The organism is Nitriliruptor alkaliphilus DSM 45188 (genome assembly GCF_000969705.1).
GTDB classification, from domain to species: domain Bacteria; phylum Actinomycetota; class Nitriliruptoria; order Nitriliruptorales; family Nitriliruptoraceae; genus Nitriliruptor; species Nitriliruptor alkaliphilus.
The window spans coordinates 661,569-678,584 of the sequence record NZ_KQ033901.1 but is presented as its reverse complement, the minus strand read 5'-3'; the positions used below and the strand labels follow the sequence as shown (position 1 = coordinate 678,584).

At 73.2% G+C, this 17,016-nt stretch carries 15 protein-coding genes; 11 read left to right on the top strand and 4 right to left on the bottom strand.

Features of this window, described 5'->3' with window-relative positions:
* The first annotated feature begins 263 nt into the window (after positions 1 to 263).
* From NITAL_RS03185 to NITAL_RS03155, 7 genes are read left to right on the top strand one after another with little or no spacing between them, the layout of a single operon-like run.
* A complete protein-coding gene (locus NITAL_RS03185) occupies positions 264 to 1,142 on the top strand; it encodes an FAD binding domain-containing protein (protein WP_052669344.1) in 879 nt (292 codons plus the stop codon).
* Complete coding sequence (locus NITAL_RS03180) at positions 1,139 to 1,684, top strand: (2Fe-2S)-binding protein (RefSeq protein WP_052664651.1); 546 nt, start codon at positions 1,139 to 1,141, stop codon at positions 1,682 to 1,684. Before NITAL_RS03185 ends, NITAL_RS03180 begins: the two co-directional genes overlap by 4 nt.
* A complete protein-coding gene (gene cutA / locus NITAL_RS03175) occupies positions 1,681 to 4,077 on the top strand; it encodes an aerobic carbon-monoxide dehydrogenase large subunit (protein ID WP_052664649.1) in 2,397 nt (798 codons plus the stop codon). The genes NITAL_RS03180 and cutA overlap by 4 nt, the downstream gene beginning before the upstream one ends.
* The gene (locus NITAL_RS03170; RefSeq protein WP_052664647.1) at positions 4,078 to 4,719 is read left to right on the top strand and encodes an SRPBCC family protein; all 642 of its coding nucleotides are present in this window, start codon (positions 4,078 to 4,080) and stop codon (positions 4,717 to 4,719) included.
* Entirely contained in the window at positions 4,716 to 6,056 is a 1,341-nt protein-coding gene (locus NITAL_RS03165) for an amidase (RefSeq protein ID WP_052664645.1), read from the top strand. The genes NITAL_RS03170 and NITAL_RS03165 overlap by 4 nt, the downstream gene beginning before the upstream one ends.
* Positions 6,053 to 8,248, top strand: a complete 2,196-nt coding sequence (locus tag NITAL_RS03160) for a hydantoinase/oxoprolinase family protein (RefSeq protein WP_052664643.1) — start codon at positions 6,053 to 6,055, stop codon at positions 8,246 to 8,248. Before NITAL_RS03165 ends, NITAL_RS03160 begins: the two co-directional genes overlap by 4 nt.
* Positions 8,248 to 10,104 (top strand): hydantoinase B/oxoprolinase family protein, encoded by a 1,857-nt coding sequence (locus NITAL_RS03155; RefSeq protein WP_052664641.1) that lies wholly within the window; start codon positions 8,248 to 8,250, stop codon positions 10,102 to 10,104. Before NITAL_RS03160 ends, NITAL_RS03155 begins: the two co-directional genes overlap by 1 nt.
* A gap of 41 nt (positions 10,105 to 10,145) precedes the next feature.
* On the opposite strand, the gene NITAL_RS03150 is transcribed toward NITAL_RS03155, so the two are convergent.
* Entirely contained in the window at positions 10,146 to 10,535 is a 390-nt protein-coding gene (locus NITAL_RS03150) for a type II toxin-antitoxin system VapC family toxin (protein WP_052664639.1), read from the bottom strand.
* Positions 10,532 to 10,762 (bottom strand): type II toxin-antitoxin system Phd/YefM family antitoxin, encoded by a 231-nt coding sequence (locus NITAL_RS03145; protein ID WP_052664637.1) that lies wholly within the window; start codon positions 10,760 to 10,762, stop codon positions 10,532 to 10,534. Before NITAL_RS03145 ends, NITAL_RS03150 begins: the two co-directional genes overlap by 4 nt.
* 60 nt (positions 10,763 to 10,822) lie before the next feature.
* Here NITAL_RS03145 and NITAL_RS03140 point away from each other — a divergent pair, with 60 nt between their 5' ends.
* Genes NITAL_RS03140 through NITAL_RS03125 form a run of 4 tightly spaced genes read left to right on the top strand, consistent with a single transcriptional unit; the run spans position 10,823 to position 14,750 of the window.
* Positions 10,823 to 11,992 (top strand): CaiB/BaiF CoA transferase family protein, encoded by a 1,170-nt coding sequence (locus NITAL_RS03140; protein ID WP_052664635.1) that lies wholly within the window; start codon positions 10,823 to 10,825, stop codon positions 11,990 to 11,992.
* Positions 11,993 to 11,998: 6 nt separating this feature from the next.
* Positions 11,999 to 12,724: a purine-nucleoside phosphorylase gene (gene deoD, locus NITAL_RS03135; RefSeq protein WP_052669340.1), complete on the top strand. Its 726-nt coding sequence runs from the start codon at positions 11,999 to 12,001 to the stop codon at positions 12,722 to 12,724.
* Positions 12,724 to 13,614: an AAA family ATPase gene (locus NITAL_RS03130; protein ID WP_052664634.1), complete on the top strand. Its 891-nt coding sequence runs from the start codon at positions 12,724 to 12,726 to the stop codon at positions 13,612 to 13,614. Before deoD ends, NITAL_RS03130 begins: the two co-directional genes overlap by 1 nt.
* Positions 13,611 to 14,750, top strand: a complete 1,140-nt coding sequence (locus tag NITAL_RS03125) for a vWA domain-containing protein (RefSeq protein WP_052664632.1) — start codon at positions 13,611 to 13,613, stop codon at positions 14,748 to 14,750. The genes NITAL_RS03130 and NITAL_RS03125 overlap by 4 nt, the downstream gene beginning before the upstream one ends.
* 3 nt (positions 14,751 to 14,753) lie before the next feature.
* Here the strand turns inward: NITAL_RS03125 and NITAL_RS03120 are convergent, their stop codons facing one another.
* Together NITAL_RS03120 and NITAL_RS03115 are read right to left on the bottom strand one after the other, a co-directional pair.
* Positions 14,754 to 16,253, bottom strand: a complete 1,500-nt coding sequence (locus tag NITAL_RS03120) for a carboxyl transferase domain-containing protein (RefSeq protein ID WP_052664631.1) — start codon at positions 16,251 to 16,253, stop codon at positions 14,754 to 14,756.
* A complete protein-coding gene (locus NITAL_RS03115) occupies positions 16,250 to 16,984 on the bottom strand; it encodes a FadR/GntR family transcriptional regulator (protein WP_052664629.1) in 735 nt (244 codons plus the stop codon). The genes NITAL_RS03120 and NITAL_RS03115 overlap by 4 nt, the downstream gene beginning before the upstream one ends.
* Between the last annotated feature and the right edge of the window lie 32 nt (positions 16,985 to 17,016).

Here is a 17,016-nt window from a genome sequence, read left to right as displayed (position 1 = left end):
TCGCAGGGCGAGCCGTGCCGGGATCCGGAGCACGTGATCGGTACCTGTCGACCGTACTCCTCGGGTGACCCCCTGTCACCAGCGCCGGACGGGAGGCGCCGACCGGGTCGGCACGGTCGCACAGGGGGTACGGGGGCGTTTCGGCAGAGGTTGCCGACGAACGAGGCTCACGGCGGGCGTTAGTGTCGTCCCCTGCCTGGGAGCCGGGAGGGGACGCACGTGCACCGATCGGACCGTCGGCCACCGACGTGGGGCACCGCCCCGTGAAGCCTCCCGCCTTCGCCTACCACGCACCCGGCACCGTCGACGAGGCGCTCGCCACGCTCGCCGAGCTCGGTGACGACGGCAAGGTCCTCGCCGGCGGCCAGAGCCTCGTGCCGTTGATGAACATGCGGCTGGCCGCCCCGGCTGCGTTGGTCGACATCGAGCGGCTCGACGAGCTCGACCACGTCGAGGTCACCACCGACCACGTGCGCGTCGGCGCGCGGGTCCGTCACGCGCGCCTCCACCGTGACGACGAGGTGCAGGCGGCGATCCCGCTGCTGCGCCAGGCCCTCACCTGGGTCGCCCACCCGGTGATCCGCAACCGCGGCACCTGCGTCGGCTCGATCGTGCACGCTGACCCCGCCGCGGAGCTGCCGGCCGTCCTCGCGCTGCTCGGTGGCCACGTCGAGCTCGCCACCGCCGCCGGCACCCGGCAGGTCGCCGCGGAGGACTTCCTCGTCGGCCCGCTCGAGTCCGACGTCCAGCCCGGCGAGCTCGCCACCGCCGTGGTCTTCCGACGGCCGGGCGCCCGCACCGGGTCGGCGTTCACCGAGCTGTCGCGCCGCCACGGCGACTACGCCGTCGCCGGCGCCGGTGCGACCGTGACCCTGGACGCCGACGGTCGGGTGATGGGGGCCCGCGCGGTCTTCATCGGGGTCGGCGACACCCCGACCGTCGTCGAACTCGACACGGCCCTCGCAGGACGAACGGTCGACGCGCTCGACCTCGCCGCCGCTCGTGAACTGGCGGTGACCGGCCTACGGCCCGATGACGACATCCACGCCAGCGGCGCCTACCGCCGGCACCTCGCGGGCGTCCTCGTCGGGCGCGCGCTCGAACAGGCCGCCGCGCAGGCCGTACGGGAGGGTGCCGCGTGACCGAGACCCAGCACCGGATCACCGTCACCGTCAACGGGCGCCAGCGGACCGCGAACATCCCGGCCCGCCGGTTGCTGTCGGACCTCCTGCGTCACGACCTCGAGCTCACCGGGACCCACGTCGGTTGCGAACACGGCGTCTGCGGGTGCTGCACCGTCCTGCTCGACGGGCAGCCCGTGCGCAGCTGCCTGGTCTTCGCCGTCAGCGTCGACGGTCGCGAGCTGACCACCGTCGAGGGGATCGCGGCCGAGGACGGCACGCTCCACCCGGTGCAGCAGGCGCTGCAGGACCACCACGGCCTCCAGTGCGGGTTCTGTACCCCCGGCTTCGTCATGAGCGCCTGTGGCTTCCTGGCCGAGACGCCGGCGCCGGACGAGGACCAGATCCGCGAGGGCATGGCCGGCAACCTGTGCCGCTGCACCGGTTACACCGGGATCCTGGCGGCGGTGAAGCAAGCCGCGGCAGCGCTGCGCGAGAGCGGTGCCGACCCCCGGGCACAGCACCGCCCGAGCGTCACCGTCGACGGTGAGGTGCGGTCGTGACCACCCAGATGGTCGGTACCCCGATCCCCCGAGGCGAGGATCCCCGGCTCCTGCGCGGTGCCGGTCGCTTCCTCGACGACATCGGCCACGACGCGCTCGAGATGGCGGTCCTGCGCAGCCCCCACGCGCACGCCCGCATCACGGGGATCGACGTCGACGCCGCCCTCGACGTCGACGGTCTGGTCGCGATCTACACCTACGAGGACCTGCCCGCGACGTTGCAGCAACGCCTGCCGGTGCTGATCCCGCACCCGACGCTCACCCACGCCCGGACCCAGCACGTGCTGGCCAAGGACGAGATCAACCACGTCGGCGAGGCGATCGTCGCCGTCGTGGCGCGCGACCGCTACGCCGCCGAGGACGCGGTCGAACGCATCCGGGTCGACTACGAGGTGCTGCCGGCGGTCGTCGGGCCAGAGGCGGCGGTGGCCGGTGATCACGCCGTCCACGACGACATCCCCGGCAACGTCGCCGCGGAGATGACCCAGCAGATCGGTGACCCGGACGCCGCGATCGCCGGCGCGCCGCACGTGCTCGAACTGCACCTCGACATCGAGCGGTCCGCGTCGATGCCGCTGGAGACCCGCGGCGTCCACGCCCACTTCGACCCGGCCGAGCACCGCCTGCTCGTGCACTCCTCGACCCAGGCGCCGACCAGCGTCCGCGCCGCGATCGCCTCCCTGCTCGACCTGCCGTTCGGTGACGTCGAGGTCGTCGCCCCGGACGTGGGGGGCGGCTTCGGGGTCAAGATCATGCACCCCTGGCCGGAGGAGCTGCTGGTCCCGCTGGCGGCGTTGCTGCTCGGCCAGGACGTGAAGTTCACCGAGGACCGGCGCGAACACTTCATCTCGGCCAACCACGAGCGTGGCCAGGTCCACGACGTGCGGGTCGGCTTCGACGGCGAGGGTCGCATCCTCGGGATGACCGTCGACTTCGTGCACGACCACGGCGCCTACATCCCCTACGGCCTGATCGTGCCGATCATCACCTCGACCCAGCTGCTCGGCCCGTACCGGATGACCGACTACCGGGCGCGGTTCCGCAGCGTCTACACCAACACCGTGCCGGTCTCGCCCTACCGCGGGGCCGGCCGTCCCCAGGGCTGCTTCGTGATGGAGCGGACGGTGGACGCCATCGCGCGCGAGCTCGGCCGCGACCGGACCGAGGTCCGCGCCAACAACTTCATCCAGCCCGACGAGTTCCCCTACGAGTACGGCCTGACCTTCCAGGACGGCCGGGCCTACACCTACGACTCGGGTGACTTCCCCGCCTCGCTGGCCAAGCTCAAGGAGCTGGTCGGCTGGGACGACTTCGCGGCGTTGAAGGAAGCGGCGGCGGCCGAGGGGCGCCTGCTCGGTATCGGGCTGGCCACCTACGTCGAAGGCACCGGCGTCGGTCCCTACGAGGGTGGTCACGTCCTGGTCGAACCCTCCGGCAAGGTGCAGGTCGCCACCGGGCTCGGCACCCAGGGGCAGGGTCACGCGACCGTCTTCGCCCAGATCGTCGCCGATCGGCTCGGGGTCGCCTTCGAGGACGTCACGGTGGTGACCGGTGACTCGCGACGGCTGCAGTACTCGGTCGGCACCTTCGCGTCGCGCGCCGCGGTGATGGCCGGCAACGCCATCCACCTGGCCGCCGAGACCGTGCGCGAGAAGGCGCTGCGGATCGCCGCGGACGCGCTCGAGGTCGACGTCGACGACCTCGAGCTGTCCGACGGGGCGGCGCGCGTGATCGGCAGCCCCGACACCAACCTGCCGATGTCGGTCATCGCCACCATGGCCAACCCGCTGCGGTACGCGTTCAGCGAGGCGGCGAAGGTCGCCACCCAGTTCTCCGGCGCCAGCGACCCCGATCAGCCTCCGGTGGCCGCGGGTGACGAACCGGGCCTCGAGGCCCACGGGTACTACAGCCCGGTCCGCTCGACCTTCGCCAACGGGATGCACGCGGTCGTCGTCGAGGTCGACCCGGACACCTCGGACATCTCCATCGAGCGCTACTGCGTCGTCCACGACTGCGGCAACCTGCTCAACCCCCGCATCGTCGCCGGGCAGATCCACGGCGGTGTGGCCCAGGGCATCGGCGGCGCGCTCTACGAGCGGATGGCCTACGACGGCGACGGCCAGCTCCAGAACGCCTCGTTCATGGACTTCCTGATGCCGTACGCCACCGAGGTCCCGACCGTCGAGATCGACCACCTCGAGACGCCCTCGCCGCTGAACCCCCTCGGCATCAAGGGTGCCGGCGAGGCCGGGGTCATCCCGGGCTCGGCGGCGATCGCGGCCGCGATCGAGGACGCCACCGGGGTGGTCGTGACCGCCATGCCGATCTCGCCGTCGCAGCTGCACGACCAGCGCCTGGCCGCCGCGCGTCGCGGCACCACCGAGGAGACCTGAGTGAAGATCACCGGGAGCTACACCGTCGACGCGCCGCGCGAGGCGTTCTGGCACGCCCTCCAGGACCCGGCGGTGCTCGCCCGGACCCTGCCCGGCTGCGAATCGCTGCAGGCCCTCGGCGACGACGCGTACGCCGCGACCGTGACGGCCGGCGTCGCGTCCATCAAGGGCACCTACAGCGGCAAGGTCCAGCTGCGCGACAAGCAGGTCCCCGAGTCGTACCGCCTGCGTGCCGAGGGTGCCGGCGCGCCGGGCACCATCCAGGCCGACGCCGTGGTGCGGCTCGAGGTCGACGGTGACACCACCATCGTCCACTACGACGCCGACGCCGTGGTCGGCGGGATGATCGGTGGCGTCGGGCAGCGGATGATCGCGGGGGCCGCTCGTCGGACCGCCGGCGAGTTCTTCAGCGCCGTGGCCAACGAGGTGCTGCACGGGCCGGCCGCCGTGGCGCCGGCGCCCGTCGCGGGCGAGCCCGCTCCGGCCGCCGCAGCGCCCGAGGTCGGCCAGGTGTTCGCCGGGGCGCCAGCACCGGCGGGTGCGCGCCGGTCCACCGACCTGCTCGCGGCCTTCGCCCTCGGCGCGATCGCGGCCCTCGTCGGCGTGCTGGTCGGCCGCCGCACCGCGCGGCGCCAGCCGTGACCGGCGGATCGTCCGGCCCGCCACGGACGGCGCTGGCCACGGCCGCCGCCATCCGTGCAGGGACGACCACCAGCGAGGAGGTCGTCGCCAGCTGCCTCGAGCTGATCGCCGAACGCGAGGACGAGCTGCACGCCTGGGTCCACGTCGACGCCGAGCTCGCCCTGGCCGAGGCACGCCGCCGCGACGCGCAGGAGCCGCGAGGTCCGCTGCACGGCGTCCCGGTGGGGGTCAAGGACCTGATCGACACCGCCGACCAACCGACCGCGTACGGCTCGCCCATCTACGACGGGCACCGGCCAGCCACGGACGCCACGGCGGTGGCGCGCTTGCGCGAGGCCGGCGCCGTGATCCTCGGCAAGACCGTCACGACCGAGTTCGCGGTCTTCACCCCCGGTCCGACCGCGCACCCCGCCGACCCGACCCGCACCCCAGGGGGATCGTCGTCGGGCTCGGCGGCGGCCGTCGCTGCGGGCGGCGTGCCGCTCGCCCTCGGGACCCAGACGGCCGGCTCGGTCGTGCGGCCCGCCTCCTTCTGCGGGGTCTTCGGCGGCAAGGCCACCATCGGTGCCATCCCGACCGACGGCGTGAAGGCGTGCTCGACCACCCTGGACCACGTCGGTGCCTTCGGCCGGGACATCCGTGACGTCGCGGTCGCCCTCGGCGTCATGGCCGGTGACCTCGACCGGTTCGCGCCGATCGACCTCGGCACACGGCCTCGGTTCGGGTTCTGCCGCACCCCCTGGTGGGATGCGCTCGACGCGTCGACCCGCGTGGCGGTCGAGGCCGGCGCCGAGCACCTCGCCCGGTTCGCCGACGTGATCGAGGTCACCCTGCCGCCCGACTTCGCCGGCCTCGTGGACGCGCAGCAGGTCATCATGGCCGTCGAGCTGCGTCGCAACCTCGACGCGGAGCGGCGTGACCACGGCGATCTGTTGTCCGACCAGCTCCGCCGCTACCTCGACGAGGCGGGCGCGTCCGCCGACCGGTACGACGACGCGCTCGCGCTGGCCGACCGCTGCCGGGCGCAGCTGACCGACGTGTTCGCCGACGCCAGGGTGGTGCTCGCCCCGAGCGTCCTCGGCGAAGCACCGCCGATCGACACCACCGGCGATCCGCTTCTGTGCCGCGCGTGGACCCTCCTCGGCACCCCCACCACCTCCGTGCCGGGTCTGACCGGCCCCGCCGGGCTGCCCATCGGGACCCAGGTGATCGCGGCGCCGGGTGAGGACGCCGTGGCCCTCGCCGGCGCGGCCCTCGCCGCGGTCGCCCTCGAGGGGTCCGACGCCGCCTTCACCACCCACCGTTCCGGCACCAGCTTCGGGAGGCCGTACCCGTGAGACGCATCCGCATCGGCATCGACACGGGTGGCACCTTCACCGACGTGGTCGCCTTCGACGAGGCGACCGGCGCGCTGACCACCACCAAGACCCCGTCGACCCCCGACGACCCTGGCCGCGGGTTCCTCGCCGGCGTCGACAAGGTCCTGCAGATGGTCGGCGCGGGGGGCGCTGACGTGGCCGCGGTCTCGCACGGCACGACCGTGGCCACCAACGCGCTGCTCGAGGACGACATCGAGCACATGGGTCTGATCACCACCGAGGGCTACCGCTACGTGCTCGAGATCGCGCGCCAGTCGGTGCCCGAGGGGTACGGCAACAGCTACTTCTGGATCAAGCCCGACCGCATCGTGCCGGTCGATCGGGTGCGCGAGGTCGGCGGCCGGCTCGACTTCCGAGGCCACGAGGTCCGCCCCCTCGACGAGGACGGCGCGGCTGAGGTCGCCCGGTGGTTCCGCGACCAGGGCATCGACACCATCGGGGTGTGCCTGCTGCACTCCTACGCCGACGACAGCCACGAGCGCCGGCTGCTCGAGATCATCCGGCGCGAGCACCCGACCGCGACGGTGTCGTTGTCCAGCGAGGTGCTGCGCGAGTACCGCGAGTACGAGCGCACCGTCACGACCCTGGTCGACGCCTCGGTCAAGCCGCGGGTCGGCCGCTACATCCGGGGCATCGCCGAACGGCTGGCGGCCTTCACCAGCACCGGGGCCGACGGTGCACCGACCGACGGCGCAGGTCCGGCCGCGGTGAACGTCCCGTTCTACATCATGAAGTCGAACGGGGGCGTGATCAGCGCCGACGAGGTCGTGCACCAGCCGATCACCACCGTGCTGTCCGGGCCGGCTGCGGGTGCGCTCGGTGCGGCGCTCGTGGCCGGCGAGGCCGGCTACGAACGCATCCTGACCTGCGACGGTGGGGGGACCTCGACCGACGTGTCCGTGGTGCTCGGGGGAGAACCGACCCTCACCACCGAGGGGACGATCGGGCGGTTCCCGTCGAAGATCCCGATGATCGACATCGTGACCGTCGGGGCGGGCGGCGGCTCGATCGCCTGGATCAACCCCGAGGGCAACCTCAAGGTCGGGCCGCGATCGGCCGGCGCCGACCCCGGTCCGCTCTGTTACGCCAAGGGGGGCACCGAGCCCACCGTCACCGACGCGCACGTCTTCCTCGGGCGCATCCCCCCGCACCTGCTCGGTGGCGAGATCGACCTCGACGCCGCCGCGGCCACGGCGGGGATCGAACGGCTCGCCGGTGCGCTCGGGCTGGCGCCGGCCGATGCCGCACGAGGGATCCTGGAGATCTCGGCGTGGAACCAGGCCAACGCCATCCGTCAGGTGACCGTCAAGCGCGGTCTCGACGTGCGCGAGTTCGCGATGGCCGCGTTCGGTGGGTCGGGGCCGCTGCTGATCTGCCGGCTGATCGACATCCTCGGCCTCAGCGCGGTCGTCGTCCCGCTCGACCCGGGCAACCTGTCGGCCCTCGGGCTGCTCACCGTGGACGTCAAGAACGACTACGTGCAGACCCACGTGGTCACCGACGGGAGGCTCGACCGTGACGAGGTGGCCGCCGTCTACCGCACCCTCGAGTCGCGGGCGGCCGACGCCCTGGACCGCGAGGGCTTCGCGGCGAGCGATCACCGGTTCGTCCGCACCGCGGACCTGCGCTACGACGGGCAGGCCTTCGAGGTGCGGGTCCCCGCGCCGGCCGGGCCGATCGACGTCGACTTCCAGCGCGCGGTGGTCGACGCCTTCCACGACGAGCACGAACGGCTCTACGGGTACTGCTACCGCGACGCCGGTGGGGCGGGTGCGGCCGGGGGTGGAGGACACGCCCACGCCGTCGAGTGGGTCAACCTCCGCGTCAGCGGCATCGGACCCATCGAGCGTCCGCAGCTGCGCCGCCTCGAGGTGGGGGACGGCGACCCGTCGCGGGCCCGCACCGGGACGCGGGCGGTCACCTTCGGCGGCGACCCGGTCGACACCCCGATCTACGCCCGCGAGCGGTTGCTCGCCGGGGACCGCGTCGAGGGACCGGCCATCATCGAGGAGTTCGGCTCGACGGTGCCGCTGCACCCTGGGTTCACCGCCCGTGTCGACGACCTCGCCAACCTCGTGGTGACCGCGGCGACGGTGCTCGAGCCCGCCGGCGCTGTGTCGACCGGCGCCGACCTGACCGGAGCACGCTGATGGGCACCGACAAGGGCATCGACCCCATCGTCCTCGAGATCGTCCAGGGCACCCTGGCGTCCATCGAGAAGGAGGTCGAGGACGCGATCGGCCGCACCTCGCGGTCCCCGATGATCCGCGACGCCCACGACTACCGGGCCGGCATCTACGACGTCCGGATGCGCAAGCTCACGGGTCGGTCGTACTCGGCCCTCGTGCAGCCGGTGGTCCGCGACTTCCCCATCGAGACCATGCGTCCCGGGGACGTGTACTTCCACAACGACGTCTACCTTTCCGAGGGTGGCATCGGCCACCTCCCGGACCTGTGCGTCACCGTGCCGGTCTTCGCGGGCGACCAGGTCGTGGCGTTCGTGCAGGCGTTCGGGCACCACGACGACATCGGTGGCTGCGTGCCGGGATCGATGCCGTCGGGCGCGACCAGCGTCTACGAGGAAGGGCTGATGGTCCCGCCGATCAAGCTGTGGGACCAGGGGGTGCCCAACCGTGCGGCGCTGACGATCATGACCCGCAACTCCCGTATGCCCGAGTCGCTCGCGGGTGACCTCGACGCGGAGTGCTCGGCGTGCCTGATGGGCACGCGCCGGGTGGCCGATCTGTTCGAGCGCTACGGGACCGAGACCGTCGAGGCGTGCTTCGACGCCATCATCGACAACAACACCGAGACCTACCGTCGCGAGATCCTGCCGAAGATCCCCGACGGGACCTACGTCTGGGAGGACTACGCCGAGCACGACGGCGTCGACGAGCCGCGGCTCCACCGCCAGCGCATCACGCTGACCAAGCAGCCCGACAAGCTCATCTTCGACTTCACCGGGACCTCGCCGCAGGCCAAGGGACCGATCAACCACGTGGCCGACCGAGCCGACGGCAACTTCCTCAAGAAGTGGCTCGCCCCGATCCTCCGCAACCTCGCCGACACCCCCGAGCGGATGGCCGAGCTCGACGTCAACGAGGGCATCGTCCCCCTGATCGAGATGCGCTTCCCCGAGCCCGGGACGCTGCTGACCCCGATCTTTCCGGCCCCGACCAACGCGCGGACGTTCGTGATCCTGCGCTTGCTCGGCGTCCTGTCCGGTGTGCTGGCCAAGGCCGTCGACGGGCGCATGCCCGCCGACCAGGAGACCATCCGCTACACCGGCGTGTACGGGACGCGGGCCGACGGTACGAGCTACCTGATGCGCGAGGTCCTCGGCGGTGGCTCGGGTGGCCGCTACTACAGCGACGGCGAGGACACCATCCACGTCGTGCCGGATTCGCGGAACCTGCCCACCGAGTTCACCGAGTCGCGGTTCCCGTTCATCGTCGAGTCGCTCGGCCTCGCCCAGGACTCCGGCGGCGCGGGCCAGTTCCGCGGTGGCCTCGGGTACGACAAGCAGCTGCGGATGCTCGAGGACGCCTACTTCATGTCCATCGCCGACCGGTCGATCCTGGCGTGCTGGGGTGTCAAGGGCGGCAAGGCCGGTGCGCCGTTCCGCGTCACCATCGATCCGGGGGGACCGAACGAGCGCGAGATGGAGGGCCTCGTCGACGACGAGCTCGTCCGTGCGGGCGAGGTCATCCGCATCCGCACCACCGGTGGTGGGGGCTGGGGTGACCCGCTGGAGCGCGAGGTGGCTGCCGTGCGGCGTGACGTCCGGTGGGGCAAGGTCTCCCGCGAGGCGGCCGAGCGGGACTACGGCGTGGTGTTCACCGGCGACGCGGACGAGCCCGTCGAGGTCGACGTGGACGCGACCGCCGCGCTACGCGGCCGGCTGCGTGAGGAACGGGGTCACCAGCCGGCGTTCTTCGACCGCGGCCCGGGCTACGCGCAGCTCGACCCCGAGGGTCGGGCCTACCCCGAGGTGGACGTCCTCTGACCTGCGTCAGCCCGCCGGCCCTCGCCACCCGCGGTGGCGGGTCAGTCGATGCGCAACACGTCGACGTCGTAGGCCGCGATCCGCGGATCGGCGCTCAGCAGGGGCACGCCGAGGATGCGGGCCTGCGCCACGAGCAGCCGGTCGAAGGGATCGCGGTGCAGCTGCGGCAGCGCGGCCACCTCGATGGTGTGGCTGTGCTCGATGGGCAGGGGCGTGACCTGCGTCGACCGGATCCGATCCGGGACGTAGGACGCGGGCGGGGTCGGCAGGTCGAGCCGACCGAGGCCGTGCTTGATCACGATCTCCCAGGTGCTCGCCGCCGACAGCAGCAGGTCGGTGTCGGCGGCGCCGACGAGCTCCGCCGCCTCCCCGAGCCGCTCGGGCTCGGTCAGCATCCACAGCCACACGTGCGTGTCGAGCAGGACCCTCACGCGTCGAACAGGTCCAGGACCTCGTCGGGCAGGTCGCGATCGAAGTCCTCACCCACCACGTACCGGCCGGCATCCTCGCCGAGGATCCGTTGCCCGGGGTGGTCGATGGCGACCAGCCGGGCCACCGGGCGGCCGCCACGACTGATGATGACCTCCTCGCCGGCTGCCACCTGCCGCAGCAGCTTCGAGAGGGTCGTCTTCGCCTCGTGGACACCGACCTCGACCATGGCCCGACGCTACCCCTCGATGTCGAGGTTGGTCAACCGCTTAGCTAACCGGAGCTGTGGATGAACGACGAGCTGCCGACCGCCGACGGACCGGGCCCGCTCGCGGGCATCAAGGTCGTGGATCTGTCGCGTGCCCTGTCGGGGCCGTACGCCTCGCTGATGCTGGCCGACGCCGGGGCCGAGGTGATCAAGGTCGAACGTCCGGGCGCTGGGGACGACACACGTGGGTGGGGGCCGCCGTTCGTCGGTGGGGACGGCGGGACCGCGCCGGAGTCGGCCTACTTCCTGTCGGTGAACCGCTCGAAGCGGTCGGTGGTGCTCGACCTGAAGGACGAGGGCGACGTGGCCTCCCTACGAGCGCTGATCGCCGACGCCGACGTGCTCGTGGAGAACTTCCGGCCCGGCGTGATGGACCGGCTCGGGCTCGGTGCTGCCGCGCTCGAGGAACTCAACGACCGTCTCGTGGTGCTGTCGATCACCGGCTTCGGCGAGGGCGGACCCGACGGGCACCGCTCGGGGTTCGACCAGATCATCCAGGGTGAAGCGGGCCTGATGGGGGTCACCGGACCGGTGGGCGGCACGCCGCACAAGATGGGCATCCCGATCACCGACATCCTCTCGGGCATGTTCGGAGCGCACGGGGTCGTCGCCGCCCTGTACGAGCGCGAACGCAGCGGCAAGGGGCAGCGCGTGAGCACCTCGCTGCTCGCGGCGGCCGTCGCCGTCCACACCTTCCAGGGCACGCGGTGGACCCTGGCGGGCGAGATCCCCGAACCGGGCGGCAACCGGCACCCGACCATCCAGCCCTACGGCGCCTACACCTGCTCGGACGGATACGTGAACGTCGCGGTGGGCTCCGAGGGCCTGTGGCGCCGGTTCGCGCCGACCGTGGGGCTCGACCCCGACGATCCGCGGTTCGCGACCAACCGTGACCGGGTCGCCAACGTCGACGTGCTCACCGCCGAGATCGATGCCCACCTCGAGGGCGAGCCGGTCGAGGCGTGGATGGCGCGGTTCGACGAGGCCGGCGTGCCTGCCGGCCGCATCCGGACCATGGACCAGGTGTACGCCTGGGAGCAGCTCGCCCACCTCGGCCTGGTCGACCACGTCACCCACCCGACCGTCGGGGAGATGGACCTGCCCGGCGCTCCCCTACGGTGGTCGCGCTCCGGGCGACGCCCGCCCGAACCTCCACCCACGCTCGGCCAGCACGACGACGAGGTGCTCTAGATGCCCATCCCCACGCCCCACCTGAGCGCGGCCGCCGGCGACTTCGCCGAAGCGGTCCTGTTGCCCGGCGACCCGCTCCGCGCGCAGCACATCGCCGAGCACCACTTCGACGGTGCCCGGCAGGTCAACGCGGTGCGCAACGCCTTCGGCTTCACCGGCACCTACCAGGGCATGCCGGTGTCGGTCCTCGGCACCGGGATGGGCATCCCGTCGGCCTCCCTGTACGCCCACGAGCTGGTGGCCGAGTACGGCGTGCAGCGCCTGGTACGGGTCGGCTCGTGCGGCGCCGTCCAACCCGACCTCGGGCTGCGTGACGTGATCCTCGCAGCCGGCGCGTGCACCGACTCGACCGTCAACCGTGCGCGGTACGGCGGTCTCGACTTCGCGGCGATCGCCGACTTCGAGCTGCTCCGCGCGGCCGCCGATGCGGCCGAGGCGCGAGGCATCCCGGTCCGCACCGGCAACGTGCACAGCGCCGACCTCTTCTACGACCCGCGGGCGGCTACGGGGTACTTCGATCGGATGACCGCCATGGGGGTGCTCGGCGTGGAGATGGAGGCGGCCGGCATCTACGGGGTCGCCGCCGAGCACGGGGTGCGGGCGATGGCGGTGCTGACCGTCAGCGACAACATCCTGACCGGTGAGAAGACCACCTCCGACGAGCGGCAGACCGGCTTCGACGCGATGGTGCAGGTGGCGCTGGACGGGCTCGTCCGCGACGCTGGCCGCTGATGACGGACGTTGGCCCGGACGTGCAGACACCGGCGGCGCTGACCGCGGCGCTGCGGGAGCACGCCTACCTCGCCGACCGGGGCCTGGCCACCGCGCTCCACCTGGCGCTGCGGCTCGGTCGTCCGCTGCTGCTCGAGGGCGACGCGGGGGTGGGCAAGACCGAGGCGGCCAAGGCGCTGGCGGCCGTCCGCGGCGCCGAGCTGATCCGGCTCCAGTGCCACGAGGGGATCGATCGCGCCCAGGCGCTGTACGCCTGGGACCACCCGCGCCAGCTGCTGCACCTACGTGCGCTCGAGGCGTCGGGGGAGCGGCCGGCCGACCACGAGTCCGAGCTGTACGACGAACGGTTCCTGCTGGCCCGGCCCCTCCTCCAGGCGCTGCGCCTCGGCGATCGTGCGGTGCTGCTCGTGGATGAGATCGACCGCGCCGATGACGAGTTCGAGGCGTTCCTGCTCGAGCTGCTCAGCGACGCCCAGGTGTCGATCCCCGAGCTCGGCACCATCCGCGCCCCCTCACCCCCGGTCGTGATCGTGACCTCGAACCGCACGCGTGAGCTGTCGGACGCGGTCAAGCGGCGCTGCCTCTACCACTGGATCGACCACCCGGACCTCGAGCGCGAGACCGCCATCGTGCGGCTGCGGGCTCCGCAGGTCCCGGCCGCCCTGGCGGCTCGGGTCGCCGGGCTCGTCGGCCGGCTCCGGACGCTCGACCTGCACAAGCCACCGGGCGTGGCCGAGACCATCGACTGGGCCCGCGCGCTGCACGGTGAGGCGGAGGGTGGGGACGCCGTCGCCCGGGACCGGGTGGCCGACACGCTCGGTGTCGTGGTCAAGGATCGTGACGACCTCGACGTGGTCCGCGAGGCCCTCGACGAGGTGCTCGGCGCGTGAGCGCGGACGCACGGGACGGCGCCGACGTGGTCGTGGCGCTGGCCGACGGGCTGCGCGCCGCCGGGGTCGCGGTCGGCACGGGGCAGGTCGTCACGTGCGGTCAGGCGATGGCCACCATCGACGTCGACGACCTCGCCGACCGGTACTGGGCGGGCCGGCTGACCCTCGTGACCGACCACCGTGACCTGGCCACCTACGACCAGGTCTTCGCGGCGGTCGCCGACGGCGGGGCACCGGGCCCCGGTGAGCCCCCCGCGAGATCTCCACAGCCGCCGCCAGACGTCGCGCGGGACGCCGCCTCCGACCGGTCCGCTGGCGCCTCGACCGCTCGGGACGACGCGCTCGCCGCAGGCGGGGTGGCGTCCTCACGTGAGCGGCTGCGGCACCGCCGCTTCGACCGCGCCACCGACGAGGAGCTCGCCGCCATCAGCGACACGCTGCGGCGTCTGCGCGTGGCGGTCCCGCACCGCACCTCCCGACGGACCACGCCGGGACGCCGCGGCGAGCTCGACCTCGCCCGGACCCTGGACCGGGCCCTGGCCAGCGACGGTGAGCTGATCGACCGGGCCTGGCAGCAGCGTCGCACCCGCCCCCGGCGGCTCGTGCTCCTCCTCGACGTCTCGGGGTCGATGGCGGGCTACGCCCGGGCGATGCTGCGGTTCGCCGTCGCCGCCCGTCGCGTCGGCGACCGCGGAGCGGGCCAGCAGGTCGAGGTGTTCGCGTTCGCCACGCGTCTGACCCGGCTGACCGCGTCCCTGTCCTCCCGCGATCCCGACGCGGCGATCGCGGCCGCCGCCGCCGAGGTCGTCGACTGGGACGGTGGCACGCGGATCGGCGGCAGCCTCGACCGGTTGCTGCGGGTCTGGGGTCGCCGGGGCGTGCTGCGTGGCGCGGTCGTGGTGGTCTGCTCCGACGGGCTCGAACGGGGCGACCCGGCGTTGCTGGCCGCCTCGATGGCGCGGCTGCACCGCTCGGTCCACCGGGTCGTGTGGGTCAACCCGTTGGCGGGGGACCCGCGGTACGAGCCGGCCCAGCGCGGCATGCGGGCCGCCCTGCCCCACGTCGACGTGTTCCTGCCTGGCCACGACCTCGCCAGCCTCGAGGACCTCGCCGACACCCTCGCCGGTCTGCGCTGAGGGTCAGGCGGGGCCGTACCGGGCTCGGCGCTGCGTGAGGTGGTCGCCCTCGGCGTCGAGGTCGGCGAGGGTGGCGGTCAGCTCGGCGCGCAGGGCGGTCGCGGCGGTCGCGGGGTCGAAGGTGGTCGGTCCCGGGACGATCCGGTCGGCGATGCCGAGCTCGCGCAGCTGGTGGGCGGTCGGCCGCAGCAGGGCAGCCACCTCCTCGGCACGGGTGGGATCGCGGTGGAGGATGGCAGCGGCGCCCTCCGGGGCGATGACCTCGAACACGCTGTCGTCCTGCATCAGCAGGCGGTCGGTGCAGCCGAGCGACAGCGCACCACCCGAGCCGCCCTCGCCGGTCACGACCGCGACGGTCGGCGCGGTGACCGACAGCGTCGCGACGAAGGTCTCCGCGATCGCGACCGCCAGCCCGGCACGATCCGAGGCGGGCGAGGGGTCGGCCCCCGGGGTGTCGATCAGGGTCACCAGCGACAGGCCCCACCGCTGTGCGAGCTCGGCTGCGCGGCGCAGTTTGCGGTACCCCGCGGCCGTGGCCTGGCCGGGCCGCCGGCCGGGGCGGTCCGAGCAGCCGCGGCGGTCGAACCCGGCCACGACGACGGTGCGGTCCCCGAGCCGCGCGACGGCCGTCACCACGGCGGTGTCGTCCTCACCGGCGCGGTCGCCGCGCAGCTCGAGGTGCTCGTCGAACACCTCGTCGAGCAGGTCGCGGGTCGAGGGACGGTCGGTACGTCGGGCGCGGCGGACCGCGTCCCACGCCTCGATGTCGAGCACCGGCTCGTCGACGTGGTCGGCGTCCGGCAGCGGTCCGTTCCGCCGGGCCGGGTGCAGCAGGCGGACCCAGGCGGCCAGACGCTCGTCGGCGTCCCGTGCCTCGGCGACCTCGTCGACGAGCCCGCTGGTCAGGGCGGCTTCGGCGGTGTGGCTGTCGTCGCCGACGGGGTGGCCGGTGAACGCTTCGACCACCCGTGGGCCGGCGAAGCCGACGGTGGCGCCCGCGTCGGCGACGATCACGTCGGCCAGCGCGCCGTACGAGGCGTGGACGCCGCCGGTCGTCGGTGAGGTGAAGCGGGCGAGGACCGGCAGGCCGGCCTCGCGGAGGCGACGGACCCCCTCGGCCAGCCGCGACATCTGGATGAGCGAGACCATGCCCTCCTGCATCCGGGCGCCACCGGAGCCGGTGACCGCCACGAACGGCAGACGCAGCTCGAGCGCGGTGGCCATGGCGTGAGCCACCCGCTCGCCGTGGGCGGCGCCCATCGAGCCGCCGAGGAAGTCGAACGCGCCGATGGCGGCCACGACCTGCTCACCACCGAGTCGCGCGAGGCCGACCACGACCGATTCGTCGGCGTCCGACCGGTCGCGTGCGCGAGCGAGCTTGTCGCCGAACCCGGGGAAGGCCAGGGGATCGTCGGTGGTCGAGACGGGCGCCGACGGCAACGGGGTGAGGCGCTCGGCGAGGAGCCGGACGCCACGGGTGTCGGTACGGGTCGTGGCGTTCATCGCGGCTCCTGCGAACTCGGGTCCCAGCTGAACAGCCGGAGGGCGGAGACGTGGTCGAGGTGGGCTCGCATCGCGTCGGCGGCGCCCGCCGGGTCCTGCGCGGCGATGGCTTCGGCGATGCGTTCGTGGTCGGCCAGGGAGCGTGGTGGTCGCCCTGCCTGGGACAACGACTCACCCCGGGTCTCGGCCACGCTGTCGGCGAGCACCGCCATCAGCTCGGCGAGCACCGGGTTGTGGGCGGCGGCGGTGACGGCGGCGTGGAACCGGCCGTCACCGGCCATGCCGATCTCGCCCGCGGCGACCTCGTCGCGCATCTGCTGCAACCCTGCCTCGATGGCGACGAGGTCGGTGTCGGTGCGGCGCTCGGCAGCCAGGGAGGCGAGCGGGATCTCGAGGGCACGGCGGGCCTCGAGGACGGCGGGCAGGCGGCTGCGCCGTGCCACGACGCGCGCCACGGCGGGCGAGTCCCCGTCGAGGCGCGTCAGGAAGGTCCCACCGCCGTGGCGGGCCTCGAGCACACCCTGGACCTGCAGCGCGACGATCGCCTGGCGGACGGTGGTCCGCGACACCCCGAGGCGCCGTGCGAGTTCGCGTTCGCCCGGCAGCTTGTCGCCCGGCCGCAGGTCCGACTGGATCACGTGGGACAGCACGCGTTCGGCGATGGCCTCGTACAGCGGCGGGCGCTCGAGCTGCTGCAGGGCGGGGGGACCGGGGTGGGTCGGCGTCGCCACGGTGGGTCCTGCCGGACGGGGGAGAGTGGTCT